This window comes from Paraburkholderia sp. A1BS-2L (assembly GCF_051125205.1).
In the GTDB taxonomy this organism is placed as follows: Bacteria; Pseudomonadota; Gammaproteobacteria; order Burkholderiales; family Burkholderiaceae; genus Paraburkholderia.
In genome coordinates this window covers 109,004-133,986 of the sequence record NZ_CP120428.1, presented here as the reverse complement: position 1 = coordinate 133,986, position 24,983 = coordinate 109,004, and the positions used below count along the sequence as shown (strand labels likewise).

The window sequence follows — 24,983 nt, the reverse complement described above, 5'->3', positions numbered from 1 at the left end:
CTATTGATGTAACAAAGCCGTTTGTCTTACTCATCCACGGGCCTTGTCTGACAAGGCTGACAGATGCTCCCCGGCAAGCCGAGGCGACGTCTTGCGCGCCCCGGTACAATCGGGTCTTTGGCCTGTCCAGATCCCCGCAACACCGTCATCCAAGAGCCGCGCGCATGAAAGTCACGCTGATTCCCGTCACGCCGTTCCAGCAAAACAGTTCGCTTCTCGTCTGTGAGGCAACGCGGCGCGCCGCCGTGGTCGATCCGGGCGGCGACCTCGATCGCATCGAGGCCGAGATCGCGCGCCAAGGCGTGCAGCTCGAAAAGGTGCTGCTCACGCACGGCCACCTCGATCACTGCGCGGGCGCCAAAGAACTCGCCGAAAAATTCGGCGTGCCGATCATCGGACCGCATGAGGACGAGCGCTTCTGGATCGATCAGTTGCCGCAGCAAAGCGAGCGCTTCGGCTTTGGCCATGCGCAGGCGTTCGAGCCCGACCGCTGGCTCGCGGACGGCGACACCGTGCAGTTTGGAGATGAAGAGCTGGAGGTCTATCACTGTCCCGGCCACACGCCTGGGCACGTCGTGTTCTTCAGCCGCAAGCATGACCTCGCGCTGGTGGGCGATGTGCTGTTCGCGGGCTCGATCGGCCGCACCGACTTTCCGCGTGGCAATCACGCGGACCTGATCCGCTCGATCCGCGAGAAGCTTTGGCCGCTCGGCAACGACGTCACGTTCGTGCCGGGCCACGGCCCGGTTTCGACCTTCGGCGAGGAGCGCCGCACCAATCCGTATGTAGCAGACAGCGTGCCCGGCGTTTCGGGCGGTGCGAGCCAGGCCCGCTGGGGTTGAGCGCCGGACCGCGCTCGCCAGCACACCTCGAACCAGTTATCGAATCCAGCCCATGAGTCCAGCGAATCAAGCCGCCATTGAAGAGATCTACGTCAGCACCGACGTCGAGGCCGACGGTCCCATCCCTGGCCCGCACTCGATGCTGAGCTTCGCGTCGGCGGCCTACACTGCCGACAAGCGTCTGGTCGCCACGTTCTCGGCGAATCTCGCCACGCTCGAAGGCGCGGCGCCGCATCCGGTGCAGGCCGCGTGGTGGGAAACGCAGCCCGAGGCATGGGCTGCGTGCCGCAAGGATCTGCAGGACCCGGCCGAAGCGCTCAATGCCTATGTGGATTGGGTGGAGGCGCTGCCCGGCAAGCCGGTGTTCGTGGCCATGCCGGCGGGCTTCGATTTCACCTTCATGTTCTGGTACATGATGCGCTTCGCGGGGCGCTGTCCGTTCTCGTGGTCGGCGCTCGACATCAAGACGCTCGCGTTCGCCATGACAGGCCTGCCGTACCGCAAGTGCATCAAGCCGCGCTTTCCGAAGCACTGGTTCGACGATCATCCGCACACCCATGTCGCGCTCGACGACGCCATCGAGCAAGGCGCGCTGTTCTGCAACATGCTCGCCGATCTGCGCGCGCAGCAGACCGCGCCAGCAGCCGGCTCAGATCTCGATGATGGGGACACCTCGGGGCAGAAAGCCGCCATCTGACCATCAAATTTAGGGAATCTCCCTCGTCACGCGCGGTTTGCATTGCGTTTCGTTTTTCCGGCCTCTAACATTCGGAAATACGGCGACGCACATGGAGGCGCATTTGACACTCGATACGTTCTCTCAGAAGATCCTGCGCCTTTTGCAGCTCGACGCGCGCCGCTCGGTGCAGGAAATCTCCGATCAGGTGGGCCTCTCCAGCACGCCGTGCTGGCGCCGCATCAAGGACATGGAGCAGTCGGGCGTGATCCAGCGCTACACGGCGCTGCTCGATCGCGAGAAGCTCGGCCTGCACGTCTGTGCGCTCGCGCATATTCACCTCACGCGGCACACCGAAGGCGGCGTCGAGGCGTTCGAGCGCGAGATCGCCACCTGCCCCGAAGTGACCGAGTGCTACAGCACGACCGGCGAATCGGATTACATCCTCAAGATCGTCGCGCCGGACATCAAGGCCTACGACACCTTCCTGCACGAGCGCATCTTCCGCATTCCCGCTGTTGCGCAGGTGCGCACGAGCGTCGTGCTGCGGGAAATCAAGTTCGATACGCAATTGCCGCTGTGAGCCTTAGCGCCTCGCCCGGCCCGGCTGGCTGACGCGGCACTACGCGCCCGCCGGCCCCCGACCTGCCGTAGGCGCTTTCAGCGGCGTCGCGGACCGCACCGCCTCCACCTTGCTCGCGCCGAGCCTTCGCGCGAGCGCCTGCATGTCGATGCCGTCGAGACGCCCCGCTTCGCCCTGCGCCGCCAGCACGACCTGAATTTCGAGGCCCGTGCTCAGGTAGTGGAGCGTGACCGCCTCCACGCGCACGCCGTGCGCCGCAAGCGCCTCGCGCAGCGCATTCACGACTTCGCTGCGCGGCGGCAGGTCCGCGACCGAGCGCACGTGCATGTCATCCTCGGGATCGACGTGGATCAGCGCGTCGAGCACACGCGGATCCTTGAGCAGGCGCGCGCGCGCCATCTCCGCAATGTAGTGCCCTTCCGAAACTGAAATCAGCGGATCGACGAGGATATGCGCGTCCACGAGCGCGAGGTCGCCGGTCTTGCGCGTGCGCAGCTCGTGCACGTCGAGCACGCCGGGCGTGCCGACCAGCGTGGTGCGCAAGTCGGCGGTGGTCGCTTCGTCGAGCGCGCGATCGGAGAGATCCTGGAGCGCGTCCCAGCCGAACACCCAACCCATGCGCGCGACCATGAAGCCGACGATGGCCGCCGCGATTGGATCGAGCAGCCGCACGCCCATGAGGCTGCCCACGATACCGATGGCGACCACGAGCGACGATGCCGCGTCGGAACGCGCATGCCACGCGTTGGCGATCAGCATGGCCGAGCGTACGCGCTGCGCCTCGCGCAGCATGTAGCGAAAGAGTGCCTCCTTGGACACCAGAACGAACACGGCCACCGCAAGCGCGCTTGCGTGGACCGGCGGAATGTCGCCGAGATTGGCAATGCGCGTGCCGGCGCGCGCGAGCATGCCCACGCCCACGGCGATCAGCAATGCGCCGAGAAATAATGAGGCTACCGTTTCATAACGGCTGTGGCCGTAATTATGATCGGCGTCTGGCTTTGCGCCGCTATGGCGGTTCGCAAGCAGCACGACGAAATCGGAAACGAGATCGGAGAGCGAATGAATGCCGTCGGCGATCAAGGCCTGCGAATGCGCAAACACGCCAACCGCGATTTGCAGCACGACCAGCACCGAATTGACGCCGACGCTGACAAACGTGGTCTTGCGCGCGACGCGCTGTTTATCCGATGACGATATGGCAGTGGTGGAGGACATGCGTTACAAAGCGCGAGGTGGAATAGCCGCCATTGTAATGTCCCTACCATGACCAATTGGAGATAACCTTGGAATCTTCTTTTAAATCAGCCGATTACGAGAACACCTCGTATTCGCGTTTACCCAGGAAGAACAATGCCGCAAGGCGTTGGCAAGCTATTGGCAAGGTATTGGCAGGAGGGCAACAAAAAAGCCGCGCTTGCCCCGTGACGGCGCGGCTTTTTCGCTTTGCGGGCCGCAGGGCCCATCGCCAGAACGGCAGAAGGCGATTTATTACTTCTGAATCAGGAAATCGTCGCGGTCCTTGCCGGCAATCCAGCGCGGCGGCTTGCCACGGCCCGACCACGTGCTGCCGCTTTCAGGGTCACGGTATTTCGGAGCGACGCTTGCGCGCGAGCGGCTGGCTGCCTTGGCGCCCTTGCCTGCTGCGCGACCGCCGCCGAGTTCGGCCAGCGTAATGCCGTAATCGGCCATTTTCTGCTTGATCTCGTCGAGGACTTCGGCATATTCACGCGCCTTCGCCTCTTCAATCTGCTTCTCCAGCTTTTCTCGCTGAGCGAGGAGTTCCTTGTAGGAAGACATAGGTATCCTGGTGGTTTGTTAATTAATGGCTACCAATCTTGCGTCAGTATGCCCATTGACAGGTGATTTGCCTCGGAATTTGCAGGCGAGATTAACACAGAATCGAATGTCGCGAAAAGCGCAGGCAATAAAAATAATTAAAACGTTTTAGATATCGTAGAGCATCGCACCGGGCCGCGAAGACCTGCCATTTCATGCAAATCGGTATTTTTGCCCAATATCCAATTTTTCAGATAAATCCCGCTCTCATAATTCGCAGGACATGAAAATTAATCGACAAAAAATCCACAAACATTTCATCTCATGCGAACTTTCGGCAGCACCCATGCATTATCTCTAAATTACGCAACGCACTAGAAGTGGCGGTGAACAGCCTCCGCAGCCTGCTAGAAAAAATACTCAGCTCGCATGCCGTGCGAGGCAATCGGCTATCACGGCATGCAAGGATTGCGCGTCGCTCTGCGGCGCCTCGAAAACATAGCGTGTGCGCACGCCATCGATGCCGAGGTCGGCGCCGTAGCGATCCACGCCCAGCAACGCGAGCCCGTCTCGCCGTTTCGGATGCGCTTCGAAGAAGCGGATCAATGCCTCTTCCTCGTCGGCGCAAAGCGGATCGAGCGGGTCGAGATCCGCGCCGTCGAGCCAGCCCATCGCGCCAAAGCCGCCGATATAGCGCAAGCGCTCCACGCGCATCGTCCAGAACGTGAAGTCGCCGAGCGCAAGGTAGCGCGCGGCGTCCGGCTGATACCGCAGGTAGCGGCGCGCGAGCGCTTCGAGGCCAAAATCGGCGTCAACATCGATGCCCCCGCCGGCTTCGGTCCCGCTCGGCTCGAACCGGCCAAGCAGTGTCATGCGCGGCGCGCTCAGCGCATCGTCGCCGCTCATCTGCGCGACGAGGAATCCTGCGCGCGAGTCACTCTGCAGATTGCGCGTGTGCTCGGCGAGCCGGCTCACGAGGATGACCGGGCGGTGGCGCGCATCGGGCACGAACGGCAGCAGCGTCGGGTAAGGAAAGCCGAGCGGTTCGCGCGCGTGGGTGGCGAGCGTGCCGGTGGCGGCCTGATGCAGCAGATGCAGCGGAGCGTGAGCGGGAATCTTCAAGGAGTGTCCTCGATCGATGAGGGGGTCGATGGGCGCGGCGCGATCCCATTATTAGAACAGGCCGCGCGGCCGCGAGCAGCCCATGCGCGCCTTCGCTAGAATTTCCGCTCGCCTTTCAAAAAGCTGATTCGCTGTTGTCCACCCCAGGATCTTCCGTGTCCGACCACTTGCCCGACTCGTCCCTCGCACAACCGCCCCATGCTGTTCATCGCGCGCTGCCCGCCGCCACGCGCCAGCGCGCGCGCATCGCGACCATGGCGCTCTTTTTCATCGCGGGGATGATGTACGCGTCCTGGGGCGTGCACGTGCCCACGGTGCGCGACAAATTCCACCTGAGCGCGGCACTGCTCTCATATGCGCTCTTCGCCGTGGCGGGCGGTTCGATCGCGGCCATGACGACCATCGCCGGATGGATCACGCGCGTCGGCACGCGCCGCGCCTGCCTCACGGGCGGCCTCACCATGTCGGTGTGCGGCGCGCTGATTCTCGTCGTGCCGTACTACTGGATGCTGCTCGTCGTGCTTGCGGCGTTCGGCATGGGCATGGCCACACTCGACGTCGCCATGAACGCCGAGGCGAGTGCCGTCGAGGAAGCCGTCGGCAAGCCGATCATGTCGGCGCTGCACGGCATGTTCAGCCTGGGCGGCATGGCGGGCGCCGCCGTCGGCGGCGCGCTGCTCGCGCACGGCATGGCGCCTGCGCTGCATCTGCTCCTCGCTTCGGTGGTGGCTGCGCTCGTGCTCGTCGTGTCATGCCCCGCCGTGCTGCCGCACGTGCCGCACGCCACCCACGGCGAGCACGCCAAAACCGGCAACCGCTGGCGCACGCCCGCGCTGTGGGCACTGGGCGCAATCGCATTGATCGCGCTGATCGCCGAAGGCGCGATGTACGACTGGGCCACGGTCTACATGCGTGACGTCGTGCTCTCGACGCCGGCGCTGGCGAGCGCCGCCTACGCCGCGTTCTCGGGCGGCATGGCCGCCGCGCGCTTCGCCGGCGACGCCGTGCGCGCACGCTTCGGCGCGCCGCAGCTCGTGTTCGCGAGCGCCTCGCTCGCCTGCGCCGGCATGATCGGCGCGCTGCTGCTGCCGTATTCGTTTGCCGCGCTCACGGGCTTCACGCTCATGGGGCTCGGCCTCGCGAATATGATGCCGGTGCTGTTCGCCGCCGCGGCGCGCGTCAAAGGCATCCATGCCGCCGAGGGCCTCGCGCACGTCGCGGGCATCGCTTACTTCGGGCTGCTGTTCGGTCCGGTCGTGATCGGCGGCATCACGCAGGTGACCAATCTCACCGTCGGGCTCGCCGTCGTCGCGCTGTGCGCCGCGCTGGTGGCGTTCGCCGGGCCGAAGGTGCTCAGGCGGCTGGGGATTTGAGGCTTGCGCCGCGCGCAGCGCTGTTCGTGGAGCGATTGCGCCTTCCAGAACAAAACAAAAGCCCGCGAGTCGAGAAACCCGCGGGCTTTGCGCTTGCGACCATGAAGTCGAGCAGGTGACGATTTACATCTTCACCACGTCGAGCAGCGACTTCTTGCCCGCCTTGTAGTTGTACAGCGAGATCACGCCGTGCTTGAGGTCGCCCTTCGAATCGAAGGTCGTCTCGCCAATCACGCCCTTGTAGTCCGTAGCCGGCATGGCGGCGAGGATCTTGGCCGGATCGGTCGAGTTGGCGCGCTTCATCGCGTCGACGATGATGTACACCGCGTCATACGTGAACGGCGCGTAGATCTGGATCGGCTGGCCGAAGCGCTTCTCGAACTTCGCTTCGAACGCCTTGCCGCCCGGCATCTTTTCGAGCGCCATGCCCGCTTCCGAGCACACGATGTTGTCGGTCGCGTCGCCGGCGAGGTCGGCGAGCTTGTCGGTACATACGCCGTCGCCCGCGAGCACCTTGGCGCGCAGACCAAGCTGCTTGGCTTGCTTGGCGAACGGGCCGCCGGTGGCGTCCATGCCGCCGTACATGATTGCGTCGGGGTTCTCGCCCTTGATCTTGGTGAGAATGGCGCGGAAGTCCACGGCCTTGTCGTTGGTCGCGTCATGCGAGACCACCTTCATGCCGAGCGACTTGGCAGTCTTCTCGAACTCGTTCGCGAGACCCTGGCCGTAAGCCGTCGAGTCGTCGACGATCGCCACGCTCTTGAGCTTCATGGTCTTGGCCGCGTAGTTCGCGAGCGCCGGGCCCTGCTGGGCGTCGGTCGCCACCACGCGATAGGTGGTCTTGAAACCTTGCTGCGTGTAGGCCGGGTTGGTGGCCGACGGCGAGATCTGCACGATGCCCGCATCGCTGTAGATCTTCGAAGCCGGGATCGAGGTGCCCGAGTTCAGGTGGCCCACGACCGCGACGACCTTGTCGTCGACGAGCTTCTGCGCGACCTGCGTGGCCGTGCGCGGGTCGGCCGCGTCGTCCTGCGCGTCGAGCACCAGCGTGACCTTCTGGCCGTTGATCGTCAGGCCCTTCGCGTTGATTTCCTCCACAGCGAGGCGCGCGCCATTTTCGTTGTCCTTGCCAAGGTGCGCGATACCGCCCGTCAGCGGTGCGACGTGGCCGATCTTGACCGTTTCGTCAGCGCTCGATGCCGTTGCAAACGACGCGAACAAAACGACTGCCGCGCTAATCGGCAACAGCTTGTGAAGCTTGATATTCATGTAAGTCTCCGGTTTCGAACCAACAGCAACGTAATCGCCCAGTGCTCCCGCGCCCCGAACGTGTCGCTCCCCGTGCGGACGACCACGCGGATGCATCCTTGATGCACCTGGCCCGTATGGCGAAAAGCCCGCTCATGGCAGACCGCCCATCCATACTTGCGCGCAAGTGTAGGTGATCAAATTAATTTGGAGTATTTTTTTCAGATATCGGGGCGAGTACCAATAGTCTTTCACCCGAGTACTTCAAAACCCTGATCAATCGGCCCGCCAGCCTTGTCCTGCAAGGGTCTTCGAGGAGGTTTGCAATCTTTTCGAAAGCATTTTCCAGGGTGCGCCCGAATATTTTTCGGGATTTTTGGCGAGTTACGCGAGGCATGGTAAATGCGCTGCCGGCCACGATAACGTTTGCTTTTCGAATTCCCGCACTCGCTTCCGGATTAGCTGAAATTAAAGTCAGCTTTCGATTAATTCGCAGCACGCACGAATCGTTGCGCAGTCCAGGATCTGCCCGGATCAAAAAGGCCGCAGGCGCCAAAAGCGATTAATCGCGATCGTTACGATCGGCTTGCGCACGGCGCGCTGCAGGCCGCGCGCCGCCATGGCAAACTGGCTCCCCGTTTTTGCACCACCCCATTCGCGTAGAAGGAGAGCAATGTGAGCGTTTCGACCAAGTGGATCGACATTTCCGCCGGCAAGGACAGTTTCGGCGCATATCTCGCCCTGCCCAAGGGCGGCAAGGGTCCGGGCATCGTCATCATTCAGGAGATCTTCGGCGTGAACGGCCACATTCGCGACGTGGTCGAGCAATACGCGCTCGACGGCTACGTGGCGATCGCCCCCGACATCTTCTGGCGCACCGCGCCGCGCGTCGAACTCGACTATGTGGGCGCGGACCGCGAGCGCGGCATCGAGCTGATGAAGAAGACCGACATGAATCTCGTTGTCGAGGACATCGCCGCGACGGCCGCCACGTTGCGCAAGCTGCCCGAGTGCACCGGCAAGGTCGCTGCCATCGGCTATTGCCTGGGCGGCCGGCTCGCGTATCTGGCCGCGGCGAGCGGCTCCGTGGATGCGGCGGTCTCGTACTATGGCGGCGGCATCCACACGCAACTCGATCTCGCCGACCAGATCAAGCAGCCGATGCTGTTCCATTACGCCGAGCTCGACCACGGCATTCCACTCGACGCAGTGGGCCAGGTGAAGGAGCGCTTCGCCGGCCGCGACAACGCCGAATTCCATCTCTACCCGGGCGCCGATCATGGCTTCAACTGCTCGGTGCGCGCGTCGTACAACCAGAATGCGTCGGCGCTCGCGCACGGCCGCACGCTCGCGTTCCTCGCGCAAAACCTGTAAATAAACCGCCGGGGCGCGCAAGCGCGGCACAGGAAGCGGCCATTGCGGCAGAATCGTTGCAATGGCCGCTTTCGTTTCAGTGCGCCCCATCCCACGATGCCCCCAAGGAGTGCGCGCCTTGCAGTCCGACTATCTGGAATACGACGCCATCGGCCTGGCCGAACTCGTGCAGCGCCGCGAAGTGAGCGCGCGCGAGCTGCTCGACACCGCGATCGCGCGCGCCGAGGCCGCCAATCCCGCGATCAATTCGATCGTGCTCAAGGACTACGATGCCGCGCGCAAGCGCGCGCTGCGCATCGAAGCGGGCGGCAATGGCGTCGATGCCCTCGCGCAAGGGCCGCTCGCCGGCGTGCCGTTTCTCGTCAAGGACCTGGGCGCGGCGGTCGCCGGTCTGCGCATGACGCTCGGCAGCCGCCACTATCGCCATTACGTGCCGGCAGCGGACGCGCCCGTGGTCGAGCGTTTTCGCGCCGCGGGCCTGAATCTGTTCGGCAAGACGAGCGCCTCGGAACTTGGCCAGATGCCCTACACGGAGCCCGAGCTGTTCGGCCCGTGCCGCAACCCGTGGAATCTCGATCACACGCCGGGCGGCTCGAGCGGCGGCGCGGCCGCCTCGGTCGCGGCCGGCATCGTGCCGCTCGCACACGCCTCGGACGGCGGCGGTTCGATCCGCATTCCCGCCTCGTGTTGCGGGCTCTTCGGCCTGAAGCCTTCGCGCGGCAATCAGCCGCCTTCGGATCTGCCGCCCTCGCCGGGCGGACTGGGCGTCGACCTCGCCGTGTCGCGCAGCGTGCGCGACAGCGCGCTCATGCTCGATCTGCTCGCCGGCGACCCCGCGATCGCGCCTGGCGCGCCGGGCACTTTCCTCGCGGCGGCGCGCGAACCGCTCGACGGTGGCAAGCCGCTCGCCGTCGCCTTTATCACCGATCCGCTGTTCGCCGATGCGCTTTCGCCCGACGTGCGCGAAGCGCTCGACGGCGCTGCCGCGCTGCTCGCCTCGCTCGGCCACAACGTGGAGCCGGTGCAGCTCAAGGTAGATTTCGTGGCGGCGCGCGAGGCGTTCCTGATGCTGTGGTCGGTGGTGGCCGAGAAGTACGTGCTCGACGCCGACACGATCACGGGCACGAAGCCGCGCCGCCAGGACTTCGAGATCGCGACATGGGCGATGGCGCATATCGGCCGCAAGCTGGGCGAGCAGGCGCTGCCCGCCGCGCTCGAGACGCAGCAGCGCATCACGGCGCAAGTCGCCGACTTGATGACGCGTTTCGACGTGATTCTGTGCGCGACGCTGGCCGCGCCGCCGGTGAAAATCGGCGCACTGAAACCCACGTCTTCGGAACGCATGCAGATGCGCGCCGTCACCGCGATGCCGGTGGAAGCGCTAATGAAAAAACTATTGACGGAATCCGCGAACAAGGCGTTCGCGTGGGCGGGCTGCACCGAGCTGTTCAATATGACGGGGCAGCCTTCGATGTCGGTGCCGCTCGCGTGGAATGCGCGGGGCCTGCCGATCGGCGTGCAATTCGCGGCGCGTGAAGGCAACGATGCCTTGCTGCTGCGCCTCGCGGCTCAGCTCGAAGCGGCGCGCCCGTGGTTCGGACGGCGGCCGCCTCTGCTGATGGCGCGTACCTAGGCCAGCGCAAATCCGGCTTGGGTGAAACCGGTGCGCGCGCATCGATCCGCGCAATGCGCGGCGCGACCTGCTTCGAGCCTGCATGACCTCCGAGGCTCGTGCGCCAGGGCCTATCAGGCCTTCTTGTTGTAGGCGCTGCACCAGCCCTTGCCTGCAACCTGCTTGCCCGGGAACATCGGGCACGGGGCGTAGGCGTCGGTGGGCTTGCCTTGATAGAACGTGCAGTTGCTGCAATCCTGGCCGGCGGCGTACTTCGCGAACTTGGCCTTGTCGACCTTGGTTGCGTCGGCCTTGTAGCCGAGAGCCTGGGCGGTGGGTTCGGATTCACCAAGCTTCGGCGCGTCGGCGAAAGCCTGACGCGACAGCGCAACGGTTGCGGCAACGCCAACACTCGTGATCAGAAAGCTGCGGCGGGACGATTTCATGAGCAGTACTCCAATATTGTGGGCACACCGTTCTGCCGACGGCGTGGCGTGAAGAATAACAACGAAGCCGCCCTGCGTGCATCATGAATTCCGGACATAAGCAATTCGCATCCTGGCAATAAGGGGATGCGAGCCGGGTGTGCCGGGTGTGCCGGGTGTGCCGGGTGTGCCGGGTGTGCCGGGTGTGCCGGGTGTGCCGGGTGTGCCGGGTGTGCCGGGCGTGCCGGGCGTGCCGGGCGTGCCGGGCGTGCCGGGCGTGCTGGGCGTGCTGGGCGTGCTGGGCGTGCTGGGCGCGTTAGGCGAGCCCGGCCACCTCGCACACGCGCTGCGCGATGGCGAGCGATGCCGTGAGCCCCGGCGACTCGATGCCGAACAAATTCACGAGCCCACGCACGCCGTGCGCCGCGCCGCCCTGAATCACGAAATCGGCAGCATTCTCGCCCGGGCCCGAGAGCTTGGGCCGGATGCCGGCGTAGGCGGGTTGCAGCGCGCCGTCAGGCAAGCCCGGCCAGTAGCTGCGGATCTGCGCGTAGAAGGCGTCGGCGCGGCGCGGATCGACGTCGTAGTCGATCGAATCGATCCACTCCACGTCGGGACCGAAGCGCGCCTGCCCGCCGAGATCCAGCGTGAGATGCACGCCGAGCCCGGCCTCGTTGGGCATCGGATAGATGAGGCGCGAAAACGGCACGCGCCCCGAGACGCTGAAGTAATTGCCGCGCGCGAGATAAAGGGGTGGAATGTGGCGCGGATCGAGCCCGCGGATGCGTTTCGCGATCCGGGTGGCATACAGGCCCGCGCTATTGATGAGGCACGCCGCGCGGATTTCGGTGGGGGCCTCGCCGCCGGTCCTGATCACGAAGCCGTTCGCGCTCGCGTCCACCGACTCGACCGGCGACTTGAGCGCGATCACGGCGCCGTCGCGTTCGGCGTCGCCTTGCAAGGCCAGCATCAGCTGATGACTGTCGACGATGCCCGTCTGCGGGGAATACACCGCCGCCACGCATTCGAGCGCGGGCTCGAGCGCCAGCGCCTCGGTCTTGTTGATGCGTGTGAGATCGAACACGCCGTTTTCCTTGCCGCGCGCCTGAATCGCTTCGAGCTGCGCAACCTGGGCGGCCGTCGTGGCCACGAGCAGCTTGCCGCAGCGCGCATGTGCGACGTTGCGCGCTTCGCAGTACTCGTAGAGCATCTCGCGCCCGCGCACGCACAGGGTCGCCTTGAGCGAGCCGCGCGGGTAGTAGAGTCCCGCGTGAATCACCTCGCTGTTGCGCGAGCTGGTGCTGGTGCCGATGGCGTCGGCGGCCTCCAGCACGATCACCTCGCGTCCGCGCGCCGCCAGCGCGCGCGCCACGGCGAGGCCGACCACGCCCGCGCCAATCACCACACATTCGATCTGATCCATGTCGCTGCGTCCGCATCCGGCGAATTAGGCGGCGGCGCCTCCCTGACGCCCCCATCAGAAAAATTGTAGACCGAGGGCGGGGTGGGTTTAAATCGAATAGATAACGAATATGCGGGCAAATCCACTGATCGCGCATGCGCTCGGGCCGCGGCACACCCCGGCTATCGATGGGCGTTGGCGATTAAATACTGCCCATCGTTGCGAAAAAAATAATAATTGGTTCCTGAACCGACCTCGAAATGCCCCACTGTTGCCTCTATATTGCAAATAGTTACACACGCCGCGATTGAAGCTGCGCGGGGTCTGCGCATTTGAAATGCATCGTTGCGGTCCAGTGTTTGCGAACCCGGTATAGGATCGAAGGTCTCAAGGAACCCGCCCCGCTATTGGGAACCGGCACAACCGGTTCGCACGGCACGCGTGCATGGAGCCTGCCCACATGACGTTGTTGAAGCATTGTCTCGCCGCTACCCTGGTCGCCGCTGCTGCCGCGTTCGTGACTGCAAGCGCGCAAACGCGAACAGAGGGCGTGATCCAGCCCGCGACTCCGGCCTCGCAGCCGGTCGTCCACGCCGTTCCAGCCCCGTCTTCCGGGACCGCCCAACCACCGGCGGCGCAGCCGGCGCCACAATCGAAATCACAGCCCGCCCCGCAGGCTGCTCCGGCGCCCCAGGCAGCACCGAAGCCCGCGCCAAAGCCCGCTTCAAAACCCGTGCACAAGCCCGCGCATAAGCCCGTTCACAAGCCGGCTTATGAGCCAGCGTATGAACCGGCTCCGCAGAACAATGCGCAGCCCATCGCCCAACCGGGGCCTGCGGCAGAACCCCCGATACTGCATACGCCAGCGCCGCAACCCACCGCGCAGCCAACGCCGCAGCCGGCCGTGCCGCCAGCGCCGACGCCACAACCCGTCCCGCAACCCGCACCGCGCCCTGCGATGCCGCCAGCGCCCGCTCCGCAACCGGCCCCGCTGCCCGCTGCGCAGCCAGCGCCGGCCACCCCGCTGCCGCCCCATGCTCAGCCTGCGTCCGCGCCGCAGCCGTACGCGCAACCGGGCGTGCAGGCGGTGGTCACCTGGACGCTGCAGGTGATCCGCGACGGCCAGCTGATCGACTCGTTCGACGGCACCACCACGGTGGGCCAGGCGCGCACCGATACGCATCACAATGTCGTCTCGCACCGGGTCGGCTGCAAGGACGAGGTCGCAGGCAGCATCGACCTGCAGCGCACGATCACGGTCTCGCCGTTGCGTGCGAACGCGACCCAGTCGATCCTCTCGATCGAAGCCCAGGAGACGCTCGAAGACGACTCCGCGCGGCAAAGCCCGTCCGGCTGCAAGTTGCCGCCGCAGCCGCGCCAGGTGAACGCCAGCCATCCGGGGCTCGTCGTGCCGGCCGGCCAATGGGTCAGCTGGCCGATCGTCGACAAGGATCCCGCGCTGGCGTACCGGGTGCGCGCAAGCCTCGCACCGCCGTCACAGCAGCCCTGAGAGGCTGGCCTGAAGCTCGCGCCGCTCGTCGGCGCCGGTCTAAACTGAACTGAACTGAACTGAACTGAACTGGGCTGGGCTGAACTGAAGCGCGATGCGCCGGCCGCAACCCAAAACCGCACGAAACTGTCGTAAGAACCCGTTGTAACAAGCGCATGCGAAACCTCGAACAACCCCTCATCGACGCAGTGCCGGCCAATACCCGGGACTTCGTCGCGGTGAGCTGGAACCTGCACAAGGGCCGCTCACCGCTCGGCTTTCAGGCATGGCAGGCCATGCGGCGCTGGGTGCAGTCCACCCACGCCGACGTCTGGTTCCTTCAGGAGGCGATGGCGCGGCGTCTGCCGCAGCCGGTGCTCTCCACGGCTTTCGGCGCGGAGCTCGGCGACCCGCTGGCGGACGTCTGGCACTGCCAGGCCACCGAAATCGCCGACGCGCTCGAGCTGCAAATCGCGCTCGGGCCGAATGTGTTCAAGCCTTCGTGGCGGCACGGCAATGCGATCCTGTCGCCGCATCCGCTCGATCTGGGCGGCCGCTGGGACATCTCGGCACATCGTTTCGAACGGCGCGGCCTGCTCGTCGCGCGCGCCAGCGTGGCGGGCCAGTCGGTCACGCTGCTGTGCGCGCACCTCGCGCTCACGCGCAGCGCGCGCCTGCGGCAAATGAACTGGATCGCGCACTGGATCGCCAAGGAAGCGCCGCAAGGGCCGCTCGTGCTCGCGGGCGACTTCAACGACTGGCGCAACGACTCGGTGCCGATCTTCGCGGAGCATGGCCTGCACGAAGTCGCGACGCTGCTCGGCGAGCCGGCGCGCACGTTTCCGGCGTTCTCGCCCGCGCTCGCGCTCGACAAGATGTTCGTGCGCGGCCTGAAACCGGTCGAGCTGATCCAGCCCGCGCAGGAGACGGCCTGGCTGTCCGACCACCTGCCGTACATGGCGCGGCTGCGGCTCGAATAACTCGAATAACGCTCCGGGCGCCAGGAACGCCACACCACATCGCGCCGCGAACGCCCGCACAGCCCCACGAGTTGCGAATGCAATCGCGCAATCGCGCTAATATGTCGCGTCGCGCGCCCTCGGAGTGCGCCCTTCCCATTCGGCTTCATCCGGCTGCTTCACATGCACCTCTTCGCCACGCTGCTCCAGATCGCCATCGTCTATTTGTTCGCGCTCGTCAGCCCGGGACCGAACTTCTTCATGGTGACGCAGCTTTCGCTCGCGGGGCGGCGCAGTCTCGGCATTGCCTCGGCGTTCGGCGTGGGCACGGGCTCCACGTTGTGGGCCGCGCTCGCCATGCTGGGCTTCGCCGCGGTGCTCCAGCATATCGAGTGGCTCTATCACGGCGTGCGCGTCGCCGGCGCGCTGTATCTGCTCTGGTTCGGCATCAAGCTGCTGCGCTCGGGCGCGCGCCGGGACTCGGACGCGGCAAGCGCCGCAAATGCGGCGGCCGATGCGACCGAAGCCACCAATGCCGCCAACGCCACGCTCGCGGCCCCGCTGCCGCCGCCGGACCGGCGTGCCTGGCTGCGCACATGGCGCGCGGGCTTTCTCACCTGCCTCACGAACCCGAAATCCTGCGTATTCTGGACCAGCGTGTTCGCGGCGATCTTTCCGGCGCATCCGCCGGCATGGTTCTACGGCGCGGCGCTCGCGCTCGTGGCGACGATGTCGTTCGGCTATCACTCGAGCCTCGCGCTGCTGTTCGCCGACCATCGCACGCAACGCAGCTACAAGCGGCTGCGCCGCCCTATCGACGCATTCTGCGGCGCGGCGCTGATCGGCCTCGCCGCGAAGCTCGCCGCCGATCGCTGAGGTCCTCACGCGCGCCGAAACTGCCCCGCCAGCAGGGTCTCTGCTGCGGTGCGTCGAACCTTCCGGTATCATTCGAACCAACATTCGAGCCTGCCCCAACGGGCGAACCAGCCCGTCCGAAGGGCTGCGGGACTCCCAGGCGGGACTCCCGGTTTTTCGCGCCCTTGCGCCGCACCCCGCCGCAGCCGGTTTTATCGCTTCGCGACATCTTGCCTAACGCAGGTCACCGCTCCCGTTAGACGCGGCGCAGCCCATAAGGCACGCTCGCGTTAAAATGGCAAACTGCGCCTCGTTCGCAATGGGACGGCCAACAAGCTGGCAAAAACGGGGCACGAATTCGAATCAAAGCGGGAATTCAAGCGGAGCGCCCACCAAGGCGCACGCCGCGCATCGTCAAACCGAGCCCTACATGCACTTGTCATGCGTGGCCGGAAGGAACGCCCCGTCCGGCGGACCTTGTTTCGCATCATCAGGAACCATGAGCAAACACACCGAAGAAACCGTTCTGAGCGTGCATCACTGGACCGACACGCTTTTCAGCTTCACCTGCACGCGCGACCAGGCCCTGCGTTTCGACAACGGCCAATTCACCATGGTCGGCCTCGAGGTCGAAGGCAAGCCACTGATGCGCGCGTACTCGCTCGCGAGCGCGAACTATGAAGAGCATCTCGAGTTTCTGAGCATCAAGGTGCCGGACGGCCCGCTCACGTCGCGCCTGCAGCACCTGAAGGTGGGCGACAAGGTTCTGATCGGCAAGAAGCCCGTTGGCACGCTGGTGGCCGACAACCTGCTGCCCGGCAAGGTCCTGTGGCTGCTCTCGACCGGCACGGGCCTCGCGCCCTTCATGTCGATCATCAAGGACCCGGACATTTACGACCGTTACGAAAAGATCGTGCTCACTCACACCTGCCGTTTCGTCGACGAACTCGCGTACAAGGAATTCATCACCGAAGAACTGCGCGAGCACGAATACCTGGGCGAGATCGTTCGCGAGAAGCTCGTCTACTACCCGACCGTGACGCGCGAAGTGTTCGACAACCGCGGCCGCATCACCGAACTGATCGACACCGGCAAGCTGTTCAGCGACCTCGACCTGCCTGGGTTCACGCCCGAGCGCGACCGCATCATGCTGTGCGGCAGCACGCACATGCTGCGCGACACCGTCGCACTGCTCGAAAAGGCCGGCCTCAAGGAAGGCAGCAATAACGCGCCGGGCCACTATGTCGTGGAAAAGGCGTTTGTGGGCTAAGTCGTGGGCTAAAAACCGCTACTCGCGGTCTTTGCCAGACACAGGAACCGGAGCCTCTCGCTCCGGTTTTTTTTTGCCCTGACAAATCGCAGCACCGCTTTCCAAACCCTGCTCGCCCGTTACATTTTGGGCGGATTTCGCGCCATCTCCGTGTCAGCCTTTTTCCTACACCGCGAGCCCCGGTCAACTTCACACGGTTTCTCACCTTTCGCCGCTAAGTATTGTCCTGACTGAAGTTTCCCGATTTTTCAGTTATCATCGCGGCGCACCATCGGTCATGTCGGAGGGCTTGGCAGGGGCCAATCCATGTTGTTACTGGATGTAAATTTCGTTACGCCCCGCCGCGCCAGCCAGAACAGAAAAGGACCGATTCCTGAACGGGAAATCACGGGGGATGGATGGATACGTCGAATCGCGCGGCGCTTGATGCCAGCGCGCCTCGCGCGAATGCGCCGGGCGCGCGTGCCCTCCACGCGGCAGGCGGCCTCCCCTTCCTCGCCAGCGCCGAAGGCACGCGCGCGACGCTCGATGCCATCGCGCGCGTACAGGAGCGGATCGCCGCAGCCGGCGCGGCCCGCGTCGACGCCGACGAAGCCGCGCGCCACCGGCTCGCGCGGGAACTGCACGACAGCGTCGGCGCCGAACTGACGGCCACGCGTTTCGCCCTTGAGAACGTCCACACCTGGCTGCCCGCCGATGCGCCGCCTCAATGCGCCGAGGCGCTCGCACTCGTCATGCGCTCGCTGGACTGCGCCACCGACGCCGTGCGCCACGTGCTCGACGGGTTGCACGCCCCCGAACTGCACGCGGGCCTCGTCGACGCGCTCGCGAACTGGACACGCGACTTCGCCTCGCGCACCGGCCTTGCCGCGCGCTTCCTCGCGAGCTCGTCGGTCGACGCATCGGTCGACGCATCGGTCGACGCATCGGTCGACGCATTGACGCCTTCGACCGCCGCGCCCCACGCCACCGGATTCGCCCGCGACGACGAAGCGCGCCTCGCGCGCCTGCCCGCCGAGGCGGCGCTCGCGGTGTTCCGCGTCGCGCAGGAAGCGCTCACTAACGTCGCTCGCCACGCCCAGGCCACGCAGGTCGAAGTGCGCCTGACCAGCACGCCGAGCGAGCTGATTGTGAGCGTGATCGATGACGGCGTCGGCCTCTCGCGCGAAGCCGCACGGTGCGCCAGGCGGCAATGCGGGCAAGCCTCGTCGAGCAGCCAGGGAGGTCCGGGCAGCGCGAACAGCCGCAGCGCCTATGGCATCGCCGGCATGCGCGAGCGCTGCGCCGCCTTCGGCGGCACGCTGCGCACCACCCCGGCTCGCCACGCCGCCGCCCGCCGCCTGGCCGCCGACCCGGCACGCCCCGGCACGACCGTCGAAGCACGCTTCCTTTGGGAGACGCTGCTCTCGCGCCCGTGCGCCGAACCCGTGGCAGACCAACTGAAGGGCATCCGCTCATGACCCTGCGCATCCTGCTCGTCGACGATCACGCCGTGGTGCGCCAGGGCGTGCGTCAGCTGCTGCTCGACCGTGGCGTCGCGAGTGAAGTGATCGAGGCGCCCAGCGGCGCGCAAGCGCTCGCCGCCGTCGCGAAGCACGCCTGCGATGTGGTGCTGCTCGACATCTCGCTGCCCGACATGAACGGCATCGAAGTGCTCAAGCGCGCGAAGAAAAAGGTGCCGCGCGTGCCGGTGCTGATGTTCTCCATGTATCGCGAAGACCAGTACGCCGTGCGCGCGCTGAAGGCGGGCGCGTCGGGCTATCTCTCGAAGACGGTGGACGCCGCGCAGATGATCGCCGCGATCCAGCAGGTCGCGAGCGGCCGCAAATACGTGAGCCCCGCGATGGCCGAAGCGCTCGCCGAGTATGTGCTCGTCGACGGCGAGCAGCTGCCGCACGAAAAGCTCTCCGACCGCGAGTACCAGACGCTATGCATGCTCGCCTCGGGCAAGCGCCTCACCGACATCGCGCGCACGCTCTCGCTCTCGGTGAAGACCGTGAGCGTCTACCGCACGCGGCTGCTCGAAAAGATGAAGCTCACCAATAACGCCGAGCTCACTTTCTATGTGATGAGCAACCGGCTCGTCGATATCGCGCCCGCGCCGGCGCTCTGAGCCCGCGCCTCGCCAGCGAGGCGCTTCGCGATTACGTCACGATCGGACGCCCCCATGCATGGCGCAAGGAATGCGTTACTAAAACGCGCTCCCGCCATAAGCCGTTGATCCGGAAATGAACCGCGTCTATACGGTGAGCTTCGTGCAAAGAATGCACGCGCTTGCGCCGCTTTGCAGTGGAATCGACCTCCTCCCCCACGCCGAATCCATGCCACGCCTGTGCGGTTGGCACAGCCACCAAGCTCCGATCCACTAAAATTCAGGGTTTCCTCGCCAGTGCGTTTTACCGGCGTTTTACCTGGAGTTCTCCGCCCAATGTCCCTCTTTCGCAAGAAAAACGTCGAACACATGCTGCAGGCAAGCGCCAAGGGCGCCGGCCTGAAGAAGACGCTCGGCGCACTGGACCTCACCTTTCTTGGCGTCGGCGCAATTATCGGCACCGGCATTTTCGTGCTGACCGGCACCGGCGCCGTGCAGGCCGGCCCCGCGCTGATGCTCGCGTTCATCATCGCCGCCGTGGCCTGCTGCTTCGCGGCGCTCGCCTACGCCGAGTTCGCCTCGACCATTCCCGTGGCGGGCTCGATCTACACCTACTCGTACGCCACGCTCGGCGAGCTGGTCGCCTGGATCATCGGCTGGGACCTGATGCTCGAGTACGGGCTGGCCACCTCCGCGGTCTCGGTGGGCTGGTCGGGCTATCTGCAGTCGCTGCTCTCGGGCTTCGGCGTGACGCTGCCCACGGCCCTCACCGCCGCGCCCGGCGCCGTGCCCGGCGCGTTCACGCTGTTCAACCTGCCCGCCTTCCTCGTGATGATGGTGATCACGGCGCTGCTCTCCATCGGCGTGCGCGAATCCACCCGCATCAACAACATCATGGTGGCGATCAAGGTCACGGTCGTGCTGCTCGTGATCGCCGTGGGCGCCTTCCACGTGACGCCCGCAAACTGGCATCCGTTCATGCCGCACGGCTGGGACGGCGTGTTCGGCGCCGCCGCCGTGATGTTCTTCGCGTTCATCGGCTTCGACTCGGTGTCCTCGGCCGCCGAAGAGGTCAAGAATCCGAAGCGCGACCTGCCCGTGGGCATCATCGCGTCGCTCGTGGTGTGCGCGGTGCTGTATGTGGCCGTCGCGGCCGTCGTCACGGGCATCGTGCCGTGGCAGCAATTCGCCGGCATCGCTCACCCGGTTTCGTATGCGCTGCAGGTGGCTGGCCAGAAATGGGTCGCCGGTTTCATCGACCTGGGCGCCGTGCTCGGCATGCTCACCGTGATTCTCGTGATGAGCTACGGCCAGACCCGCATCATCTTCGCCATGTCGCGCGACGGCCTGTTGCCCGCCAAGCTCTCGAAGGTGCATCCGCGCTTTGCCACGCCCTTCTTCACCACCTGGCTCGTGGGCATCTTCTTCGGCCTGATCGGCGCGCTCGTGCCGCTGAACGTGCTGGCCGAGCTCATCAACATCGGCACGCTCGCCGCGTTCTCGATGGTCTCGATCGCCGTGCTCGTCCTGCGCCGCACCCACCCCGATCTGCCGCGCGCGTTCCGCTGCCCTGGCGTCCCTGTCGTGCCGGTTCTCGCAGTGGCTTCGTGCCTGTTCCTCATGCTCAATCTCGCGTGGATCACGTGGGTCGCGTTCGTGGTGTGGCTGGTGATCGGTCTCGCAATCTATTTCCTCTACTCGCGCCGTCATTCGCGCCTCGCGCATCATCCGCACGAGCACTGAAAGCCGCTCGCGTTAGCGTCGATTTCGCGACACTGCAACGGCCCGTCCGGTCTCCGGCGCGGGCCGTTTTGCATGGTACGCAGGAGTAAAAGCGCGGGCTGCGCGAAATGGGAAAGTATGCTTTACTGTCCGGGCATCGCTTTCGCCGCACCACGCATCGCGCATCACGCACCATCCAGGCAGTATCCAGGCATCACTGAACAGCAAAGCACCAGCCGGACCCTCAAAACCCCGCTTCCGTCCAGCCTGCCCGCCATCGCGCGCGGCAAACGCCTCGCGCCCGCCGCGCGGCGCAACCTGGGCGAAAGACAGCAGGCGGCAAGAACGGGGCAATTGGTGAATGCGGGCCCAGGCCGGTCCCTATTATCCATAGGAGACAGTCAATGGCGATCAGTCTCAGCCTGACGGTCAACGGCAAGCCCGTGACCGCCGAAGTCGAACCCCACACGCTATTAGTCCAGTTCCTGCGCGAGCAGCTACGCCTCACCGGCACGCACGTCGGCTGCGATACCGCGCAGTGCGGCGCCTGCACCGTCCACCTCGACGGCCGCGCGATCAAGTCCTGCAACCAGCTTGCCGTGCAGTGCGAGGGCATGGCCGTGACCACGATCGAAGGGCTCTCGACGAATGGTGCGCTCCACCCGATGCAAGAGGCCTTTCGTGAATGCCATGGCCTGCAGTGCGGCTTCTGCACGCCGGGCATGGTGATGAGCGCTACCGCGCTCGCCGCCGAAAAACCGGATCTCACCGAAGCCGACGTGCGCGCGGGTCTCGACGGCAATCTGTGCCGCTGCACGGGCTATCACAACATCGTGAAGGCCGTGCTCGAAGGCGCCGAAGGCATGCGCGCCGGCGCCGCTGCCACCTCGACGGCAGCGTAAGGGGAGAATCGCCATGAACGCACCCGACTCCCAAACGCCGCGCATGATCGGCGCCCCGGTCAAGCGCAAGGAAGACTATCGCTTCCTCACCGGCGCGGGCCAGTACACCGACGACGTCGTCCTCCCCGCCCAGACTTACGCCGTGTTCGTGCGCTCGCCGCACGCGCACGCGCGCATCAAGAGCATCGATACCAGTGCCGCCAGGGCTGCGCCCGGCGTGGTGGCCGTCTTCACCGGCGCGGACCTCGCCGCCGGGAACGTGGGCGGCCTGCCGTGCGGCTGGCTGATCCACAGCATCGACGGCACGCCCATGCACGAGCCGCCGCATCCTGTGATCGCGCATGAGAAGGCGCGCCACGTGGGCGACCAGGTCGCGCTCGTGATCGCCGAATCGATGAAGGCCGCGAAGGACGCCGCCGAGCTCGTCGAGATCGACTACGAGGAGTTGCCCGCCATCGTCGACACCGCGCATGCTGCTGACGCAGGCCAGCCGCTCGTGCACGACGGCGTGCCGAACAACACCTGCTACACGTGGGGCCACGGCGACAAGGCCGCCACCGACGCCGCCTTCGCCCAGGCCGCGCACGTCACGACGCTCGACATCGTGAACAACCGGCTCATCCCGAACGCAATCGAGCCGCGCGCCGTGAACGCGAGCTACAGCAAACACGACGACAGCTACACCGTCTACGTTTCGAACCAGAACCCGCACGTCGAGCGCCTCCTGATGGCCGCGTTCGTGCTCGGGCTGCCGGAGACGAAGCTGCGCATCGTCGCGCCCGACGTGGGCGGCGGCTTCGGCTCGAAGATCTTTCTCTATGCCGAGGATGTGGCGCTCACCTGGGCCGCGAAGAAAATCGGCCGTCCCATTAAGTGGACCGCGGAGCGCAGCGAGTCGTTCGTCTCCGACGCCCATGGCCGCGACCACGTGACGAAGGCCGAGCTCGCGCTCGACAAGGACGGCAAGTTCCTCGCCATGCGCGTGCACACTACGGCGAACATGGGCGCGTATCTCTCGACCTTCGCCTCCAGCGTGCCGACGATCCTCTACGCGACGCTGCTTGCGGGCCAGTACACCACGCCCGCGATCTACGCAGAGGTGAAGGCGGTGTTCACGAACACGGTGCCCGTGGATGCGTATCGCGGCGCGGGCCGCCCCGAGGCGACCTACGTGGTCGAGCGCCTGGTGGAGACCGCCGCGCGCGAGATGAACCTCGACCCAGCCGAGATCCGCCGCCGCAACTTCATCACGAGCTTCCCGTACGCCACGCCTGTGGGCCTCACTTACGACATCGGCGATTACGAGGCGTGCCTGTCGCGCGCGCTCGAACTTGCCGACGTGAAGGGTTTTCCGGCGCGGCGCGATGCCTCGAAGGCGAACGGCAAGCTGCGCGGCCTCGGCCACTCGTGCTACATCGAGGCGTGCGGCCTCGCGCCGTCGAATATCGCCGGAGCGCTGGGCGCACGCGCGGGCCTGTTCGAAGCGGGCGAGATCCGCGTGAATCCCACAGGCTCGGTCACCGTCTTCACGGGCTCGCATAGCCACGGCCAGGGCCATGAGACGACCTTCGCGCAGGTGGTGTCCGAGCGTCTGGGCGTGCCCATCGAGCAGATCGAGATCGTGCACGGCGACACCGCGCGCATTCCGTTCGGCATGGGCACCTATGGCTCGCGCTCGATCGCGGTGGGCGGCTCGGCCATCATGAAGGCGCTCGACAAGATCGAAGCGAAGGCGAAGAAGATTGCCGCGCATATGCTCGAAGCGGGCGTCGAAGACATCGAGTTCGCCGATGGCGTGTTCCGCGTCGCGGGCACCGACCGCACCAAGGCCTTCGCCGAAATCGCGCTCTCGGCCTACGTGCCGCACAACTATCCGCTCGAAACGCTGGAGCCCGGGCTCGACGAAAGCGCGTTCTACGACCCCACCAACTTCACCTATCCGTCGGGTGCGTACCTCTGCGAAGTGGAAGTCGATCCCGACACGGGCGAGACGCGCATCGAGCGCTTCACCGCCGTGGACGACTTCGGCAACGTCATCAATCCGATGATCGTCGAAGGCCAGGTGCATGGCGGGCTCGGCCAGGGCATCGGCCAGGCGATGCTCGAGCGCTGCGTCTACGACAACGAGAGCGGCCAGCTGCTCTCGGGCTCGTACATGGATTACGCGATGCCGCATGCGTCGGACGTGCCGTCGTTCACCGTGGAAACCGCGAAGGGCACGCCATGCACGCACAATCCGCTCGGCGTGAAGGGCTGCGGCGAGGCGGGCGCGATCGGCTCGCCGCCGGCCGTCATCAACGCGATCCTCGATGCGCTGGCCCCCCTCGGCGTGAAGGACCTGCAGATGCCGGCCACGCCGCATCGCGTGTGGTCAGCGATTCAAACTGCGCAAGCCGCACAATCCACGTCGGCGTCACAACAACCTTGAGCGGAGGCGCACCATGTATTCATTCGATTACCAGCGCGCCAGCGACGCGCAAGGCGCGGTGAAGACACTCAATGCCGACCCCGACGCCAAATTCCTCGCGGGCGGCCAGAGCCTGCTCGCGGCGATGAAGCTGCGCCTCGCGCAGCCTTCGACGCTCGTGGACGTCACGCGCATTCCCGCGCTCAAGGCCGTGCAGGTGGACGGCAAGGTGGTGAAGATCGGCGCGGCGGTCTGCCATGCCGATGTCGCAGCGAACGCGCAGATCCTGGCCACGCTGCCGGCGCTCGCACAACTGGCCGCCGGCATCGGCGACCGGCAGGTGCGCGCGCTCGGCACGCTGGGCGGCTCGCTCGCCAACGACGACCCCGCCGCCGACTACCCCGCGGCCGTGCTCGGTCTGAACGCCACGGTGGTGACGGACCGCCGGCGCATCGCCGCTGACGACTTCTTCCTCGGCATGTACGAGACCGCGCTCGAACCCGACGAGCTGATCGTCGCGGTGGAGTTTCCGGTGCCGCAGCGCGCCGCCTACGAGAAGTTCAACAACCCGGCCTCGCATTTCGCGTTGACGGGCGTGTTCGTCGCGCAGTCGGCAGATGGGTCCGTGCGCGTGGCCATCACGGGTGCGGCGTCCTCGGTGTTCCGCGCTACCGCGCTCGAGGACGCGCTCAAGGCGAGCTTCACGCCCGCCGCGGCGCGCGCGGTGAGCATCGCGCCTGACGAGCTCAACACCGATCTGCACGCGAGCGCCGCTTACCGCGCCCACCTGATCCCGGTGCTGGCTGCGCGCGCGGTGACCAAAGCGCTCGGTTAGGCCCGCTGCCCACGGC

At 65.7% G+C, this 24,983-nt stretch carries 22 protein-coding genes; 16 read left to right on the top strand and 6 right to left on the bottom strand.

Features of this window, described 5'->3' with window-relative positions; all coding sequences use genetic code 11:
• Positions 1-164 precede the first annotated feature (164 nt).
• The 3 genes from P5W98_RS00585 (at position 165) to P5W98_RS00575 (ending at position 2,101) form a co-directional block, all read left to right on the top strand.
• On the top strand, positions 165-842 hold the full coding sequence (locus P5W98_RS00585) for an MBL fold metallo-hydrolase (RefSeq protein ID WP_421073868.1): 678 nt from the start codon (positions 165-167) through the stop codon (positions 840-842).
• 52 nt (positions 843-894) lie between these two features.
• Positions 895-1,539 carry an exonuclease gene (locus P5W98_RS00580; RefSeq protein WP_421022731.1) on the top strand — a complete coding sequence of 215 codons (645 nt, stop codon included), beginning with the start codon at positions 895-897 and terminating at the stop codon, positions 1,537-1,539.
• Positions 1,540-1,630: 91 nt separating this feature from the next.
• Positions 1,631-2,101 (top strand): Lrp/AsnC family transcriptional regulator, encoded by a 471-nt coding sequence (locus tag P5W98_RS00575; RefSeq protein ID WP_174220033.1) that lies wholly within the window; start codon positions 1,631-1,633, stop codon positions 2,099-2,101.
• 39 nt (positions 2,102-2,140) lie between these two features.
• Here the strand turns inward: P5W98_RS00575 and P5W98_RS00570 are convergent, their stop codons facing one another.
• The 3 genes from P5W98_RS00570 to P5W98_RS00560 all read right to left on the bottom strand — a co-directional run bounded on the left by P5W98_RS00570 (position 2,141) and on the right by P5W98_RS00560 (position 5,002).
• Positions 2,141-3,319: a cation diffusion facilitator family transporter gene (locus P5W98_RS00570; RefSeq protein WP_434718121.1), complete on the bottom strand. Its 1,179-nt coding sequence runs from the start codon at positions 3,317-3,319 to the stop codon at positions 2,141-2,143.
• Positions 3,320-3,592: 273 nt separating this feature from the next.
• Complete coding sequence (locus tag P5W98_RS00565; RefSeq protein ID WP_035523518.1) at positions 3,593-3,901, bottom strand: H-NS family nucleoid-associated regulatory protein; 309 nt, start codon at positions 3,899-3,901, stop codon at positions 3,593-3,595.
• A gap of 399 nt (positions 3,902-4,300) precedes the next feature.
• A complete protein-coding gene (locus tag P5W98_RS00560) occupies positions 4,301-5,002 on the bottom strand; it encodes a HugZ family protein (protein WP_421073865.1) in 702 nt (233 codons plus the stop codon).
• Positions 5,003-5,256: 254 nt separating this feature from the next.
• Here P5W98_RS00560 and P5W98_RS00555 point away from each other — a divergent pair, with 254 nt between their 5' ends.
• Entirely contained in the window at positions 5,257-6,375 is a 1,119-nt protein-coding gene (locus tag P5W98_RS00555; protein ID WP_421025141.1) for an MFS transporter, read from the top strand.
• A gap of 123 nt (positions 6,376-6,498) precedes the next feature.
• Here P5W98_RS00555 and P5W98_RS00550 read toward each other — a convergent pair whose 3' ends face one another.
• The gene (locus P5W98_RS00550) at positions 6,499-7,644 is read right to left on the bottom strand and encodes a branched-chain amino acid ABC transporter substrate-binding protein (RefSeq protein WP_421022728.1); all 1,146 of its coding nucleotides are present in this window, start codon (positions 7,642-7,644) and stop codon (positions 6,499-6,501) included.
• A gap of 654 nt (positions 7,645-8,298) precedes the next feature.
• Here P5W98_RS00550 and P5W98_RS00545 point away from each other — a divergent pair.
• Both P5W98_RS00545 and P5W98_RS00540 read left to right on the top strand, forming a co-directional pair.
• Positions 8,299-8,997: a dienelactone hydrolase family protein gene (locus tag P5W98_RS00545; RefSeq protein WP_421022727.1), complete on the top strand. Its 699-nt coding sequence runs from the start codon at positions 8,299-8,301 to the stop codon at positions 8,995-8,997.
• Between the two features lie 61 nt (positions 8,998-9,058).
• A complete protein-coding gene (locus tag P5W98_RS00540) occupies positions 9,059-10,630 on the top strand; it encodes an amidase (protein ID WP_421022726.1) in 1,572 nt (523 codons plus the stop codon).
• A 113-nt stretch (positions 10,631-10,743) separates the two neighbouring features.
• Here P5W98_RS00540 and P5W98_RS00535 read toward each other — a convergent pair whose 3' ends face one another.
• Together P5W98_RS00535 and P5W98_RS00530 are read right to left on the bottom strand one after the other, a co-directional pair.
• Positions 10,744-11,055 (bottom strand): high-potential iron-sulfur protein, encoded by a 312-nt coding sequence (locus P5W98_RS00535; protein WP_213298120.1) that lies wholly within the window; start codon positions 11,053-11,055, stop codon positions 10,744-10,746.
• Positions 11,056-11,350: 295 nt separating this feature from the next.
• A complete protein-coding gene (locus P5W98_RS00530; RefSeq protein ID WP_421022725.1) occupies positions 11,351-12,457 on the bottom strand; it encodes an NAD(P)/FAD-dependent oxidoreductase in 1,107 nt (368 codons plus the stop codon).
• A gap of 937 nt (positions 12,458-13,394) precedes the next feature.
• On the opposite strand from P5W98_RS00530, the gene P5W98_RS00525 reads away from it, so the two are divergent.
• The 10 genes from P5W98_RS00525 to P5W98_RS00480 all read left to right on the top strand — a co-directional run bounded on the left by P5W98_RS00525 (position 13,395) and on the right by P5W98_RS00480 (position 24,967).
• Positions 13,395-13,946, top strand: a complete 552-nt coding sequence (locus P5W98_RS00525; protein ID WP_421022724.1) for a hypothetical protein — start codon at positions 13,395-13,397, stop codon at positions 13,944-13,946.
• Positions 13,947-14,101: 155 nt separating this feature from the next.
• Positions 14,102-14,905 carry an endonuclease/exonuclease/phosphatase family protein gene (locus P5W98_RS00520; RefSeq protein ID WP_421022723.1) on the top strand — a complete coding sequence of 268 codons (804 nt, stop codon included), beginning with the start codon at positions 14,102-14,104 and terminating at the stop codon, positions 14,903-14,905.
• A 162-nt stretch (positions 14,906-15,067) separates the two neighbouring features.
• A complete protein-coding gene (locus P5W98_RS00515; protein WP_421022722.1) occupies positions 15,068-15,760 on the top strand; it encodes a LysE family translocator in 693 nt (230 codons plus the stop codon).
• A gap of 478 nt (positions 15,761-16,238) precedes the next feature.
• A complete protein-coding gene (locus P5W98_RS00510) occupies positions 16,239-17,009 on the top strand; it encodes a ferredoxin--NADP reductase (protein ID WP_421022721.1) in 771 nt (256 codons plus the stop codon).
• Positions 17,010-17,407: 398 nt separating this feature from the next.
• Entirely contained in the window at positions 17,408-18,469 is a 1,062-nt protein-coding gene (locus P5W98_RS00505) for a sensor histidine kinase (protein ID WP_434718120.1), read from the top strand.
• Positions 18,466-19,122, top strand: coding sequence for a response regulator transcription factor RqpR (gene rqpR, locus P5W98_RS00500; RefSeq protein WP_421022719.1), 657 nt, complete (start codon positions 18,466-18,468; stop codon positions 19,120-19,122). Before P5W98_RS00505 ends, rqpR begins: the two co-directional genes overlap by 4 nt.
• 315 nt (positions 19,123-19,437) lie before the next feature.
• Entirely contained in the window at positions 19,438-20,844 is a 1,407-nt protein-coding gene (locus P5W98_RS00495; RefSeq protein ID WP_421022718.1) for an amino acid permease, read from the top strand.
• Between the two features lie 383 nt (positions 20,845-21,227).
• The gene (locus tag P5W98_RS00490) at positions 21,228-21,725 is read left to right on the top strand and encodes a (2Fe-2S)-binding protein (protein WP_421022717.1); all 498 of its coding nucleotides are present in this window, start codon (positions 21,228-21,230) and stop codon (positions 21,723-21,725) included.
• Positions 21,726-21,738: 13 nt separating this feature from the next.
• Positions 21,739-24,153: a xanthine dehydrogenase family protein molybdopterin-binding subunit gene (locus P5W98_RS00485; RefSeq protein ID WP_421022716.1), complete on the top strand. Its 2,415-nt coding sequence runs from the start codon at positions 21,739-21,741 to the stop codon at positions 24,151-24,153.
• 13 nt (positions 24,154-24,166) lie between these two features.
• Complete coding sequence (locus tag P5W98_RS00480) at positions 24,167-24,967, top strand: FAD binding domain-containing protein (protein WP_421022715.1); 801 nt, start codon at positions 24,167-24,169, stop codon at positions 24,965-24,967.
• The last annotated feature ends 16 nt before the right edge of the window (positions 24,968-24,983 follow it).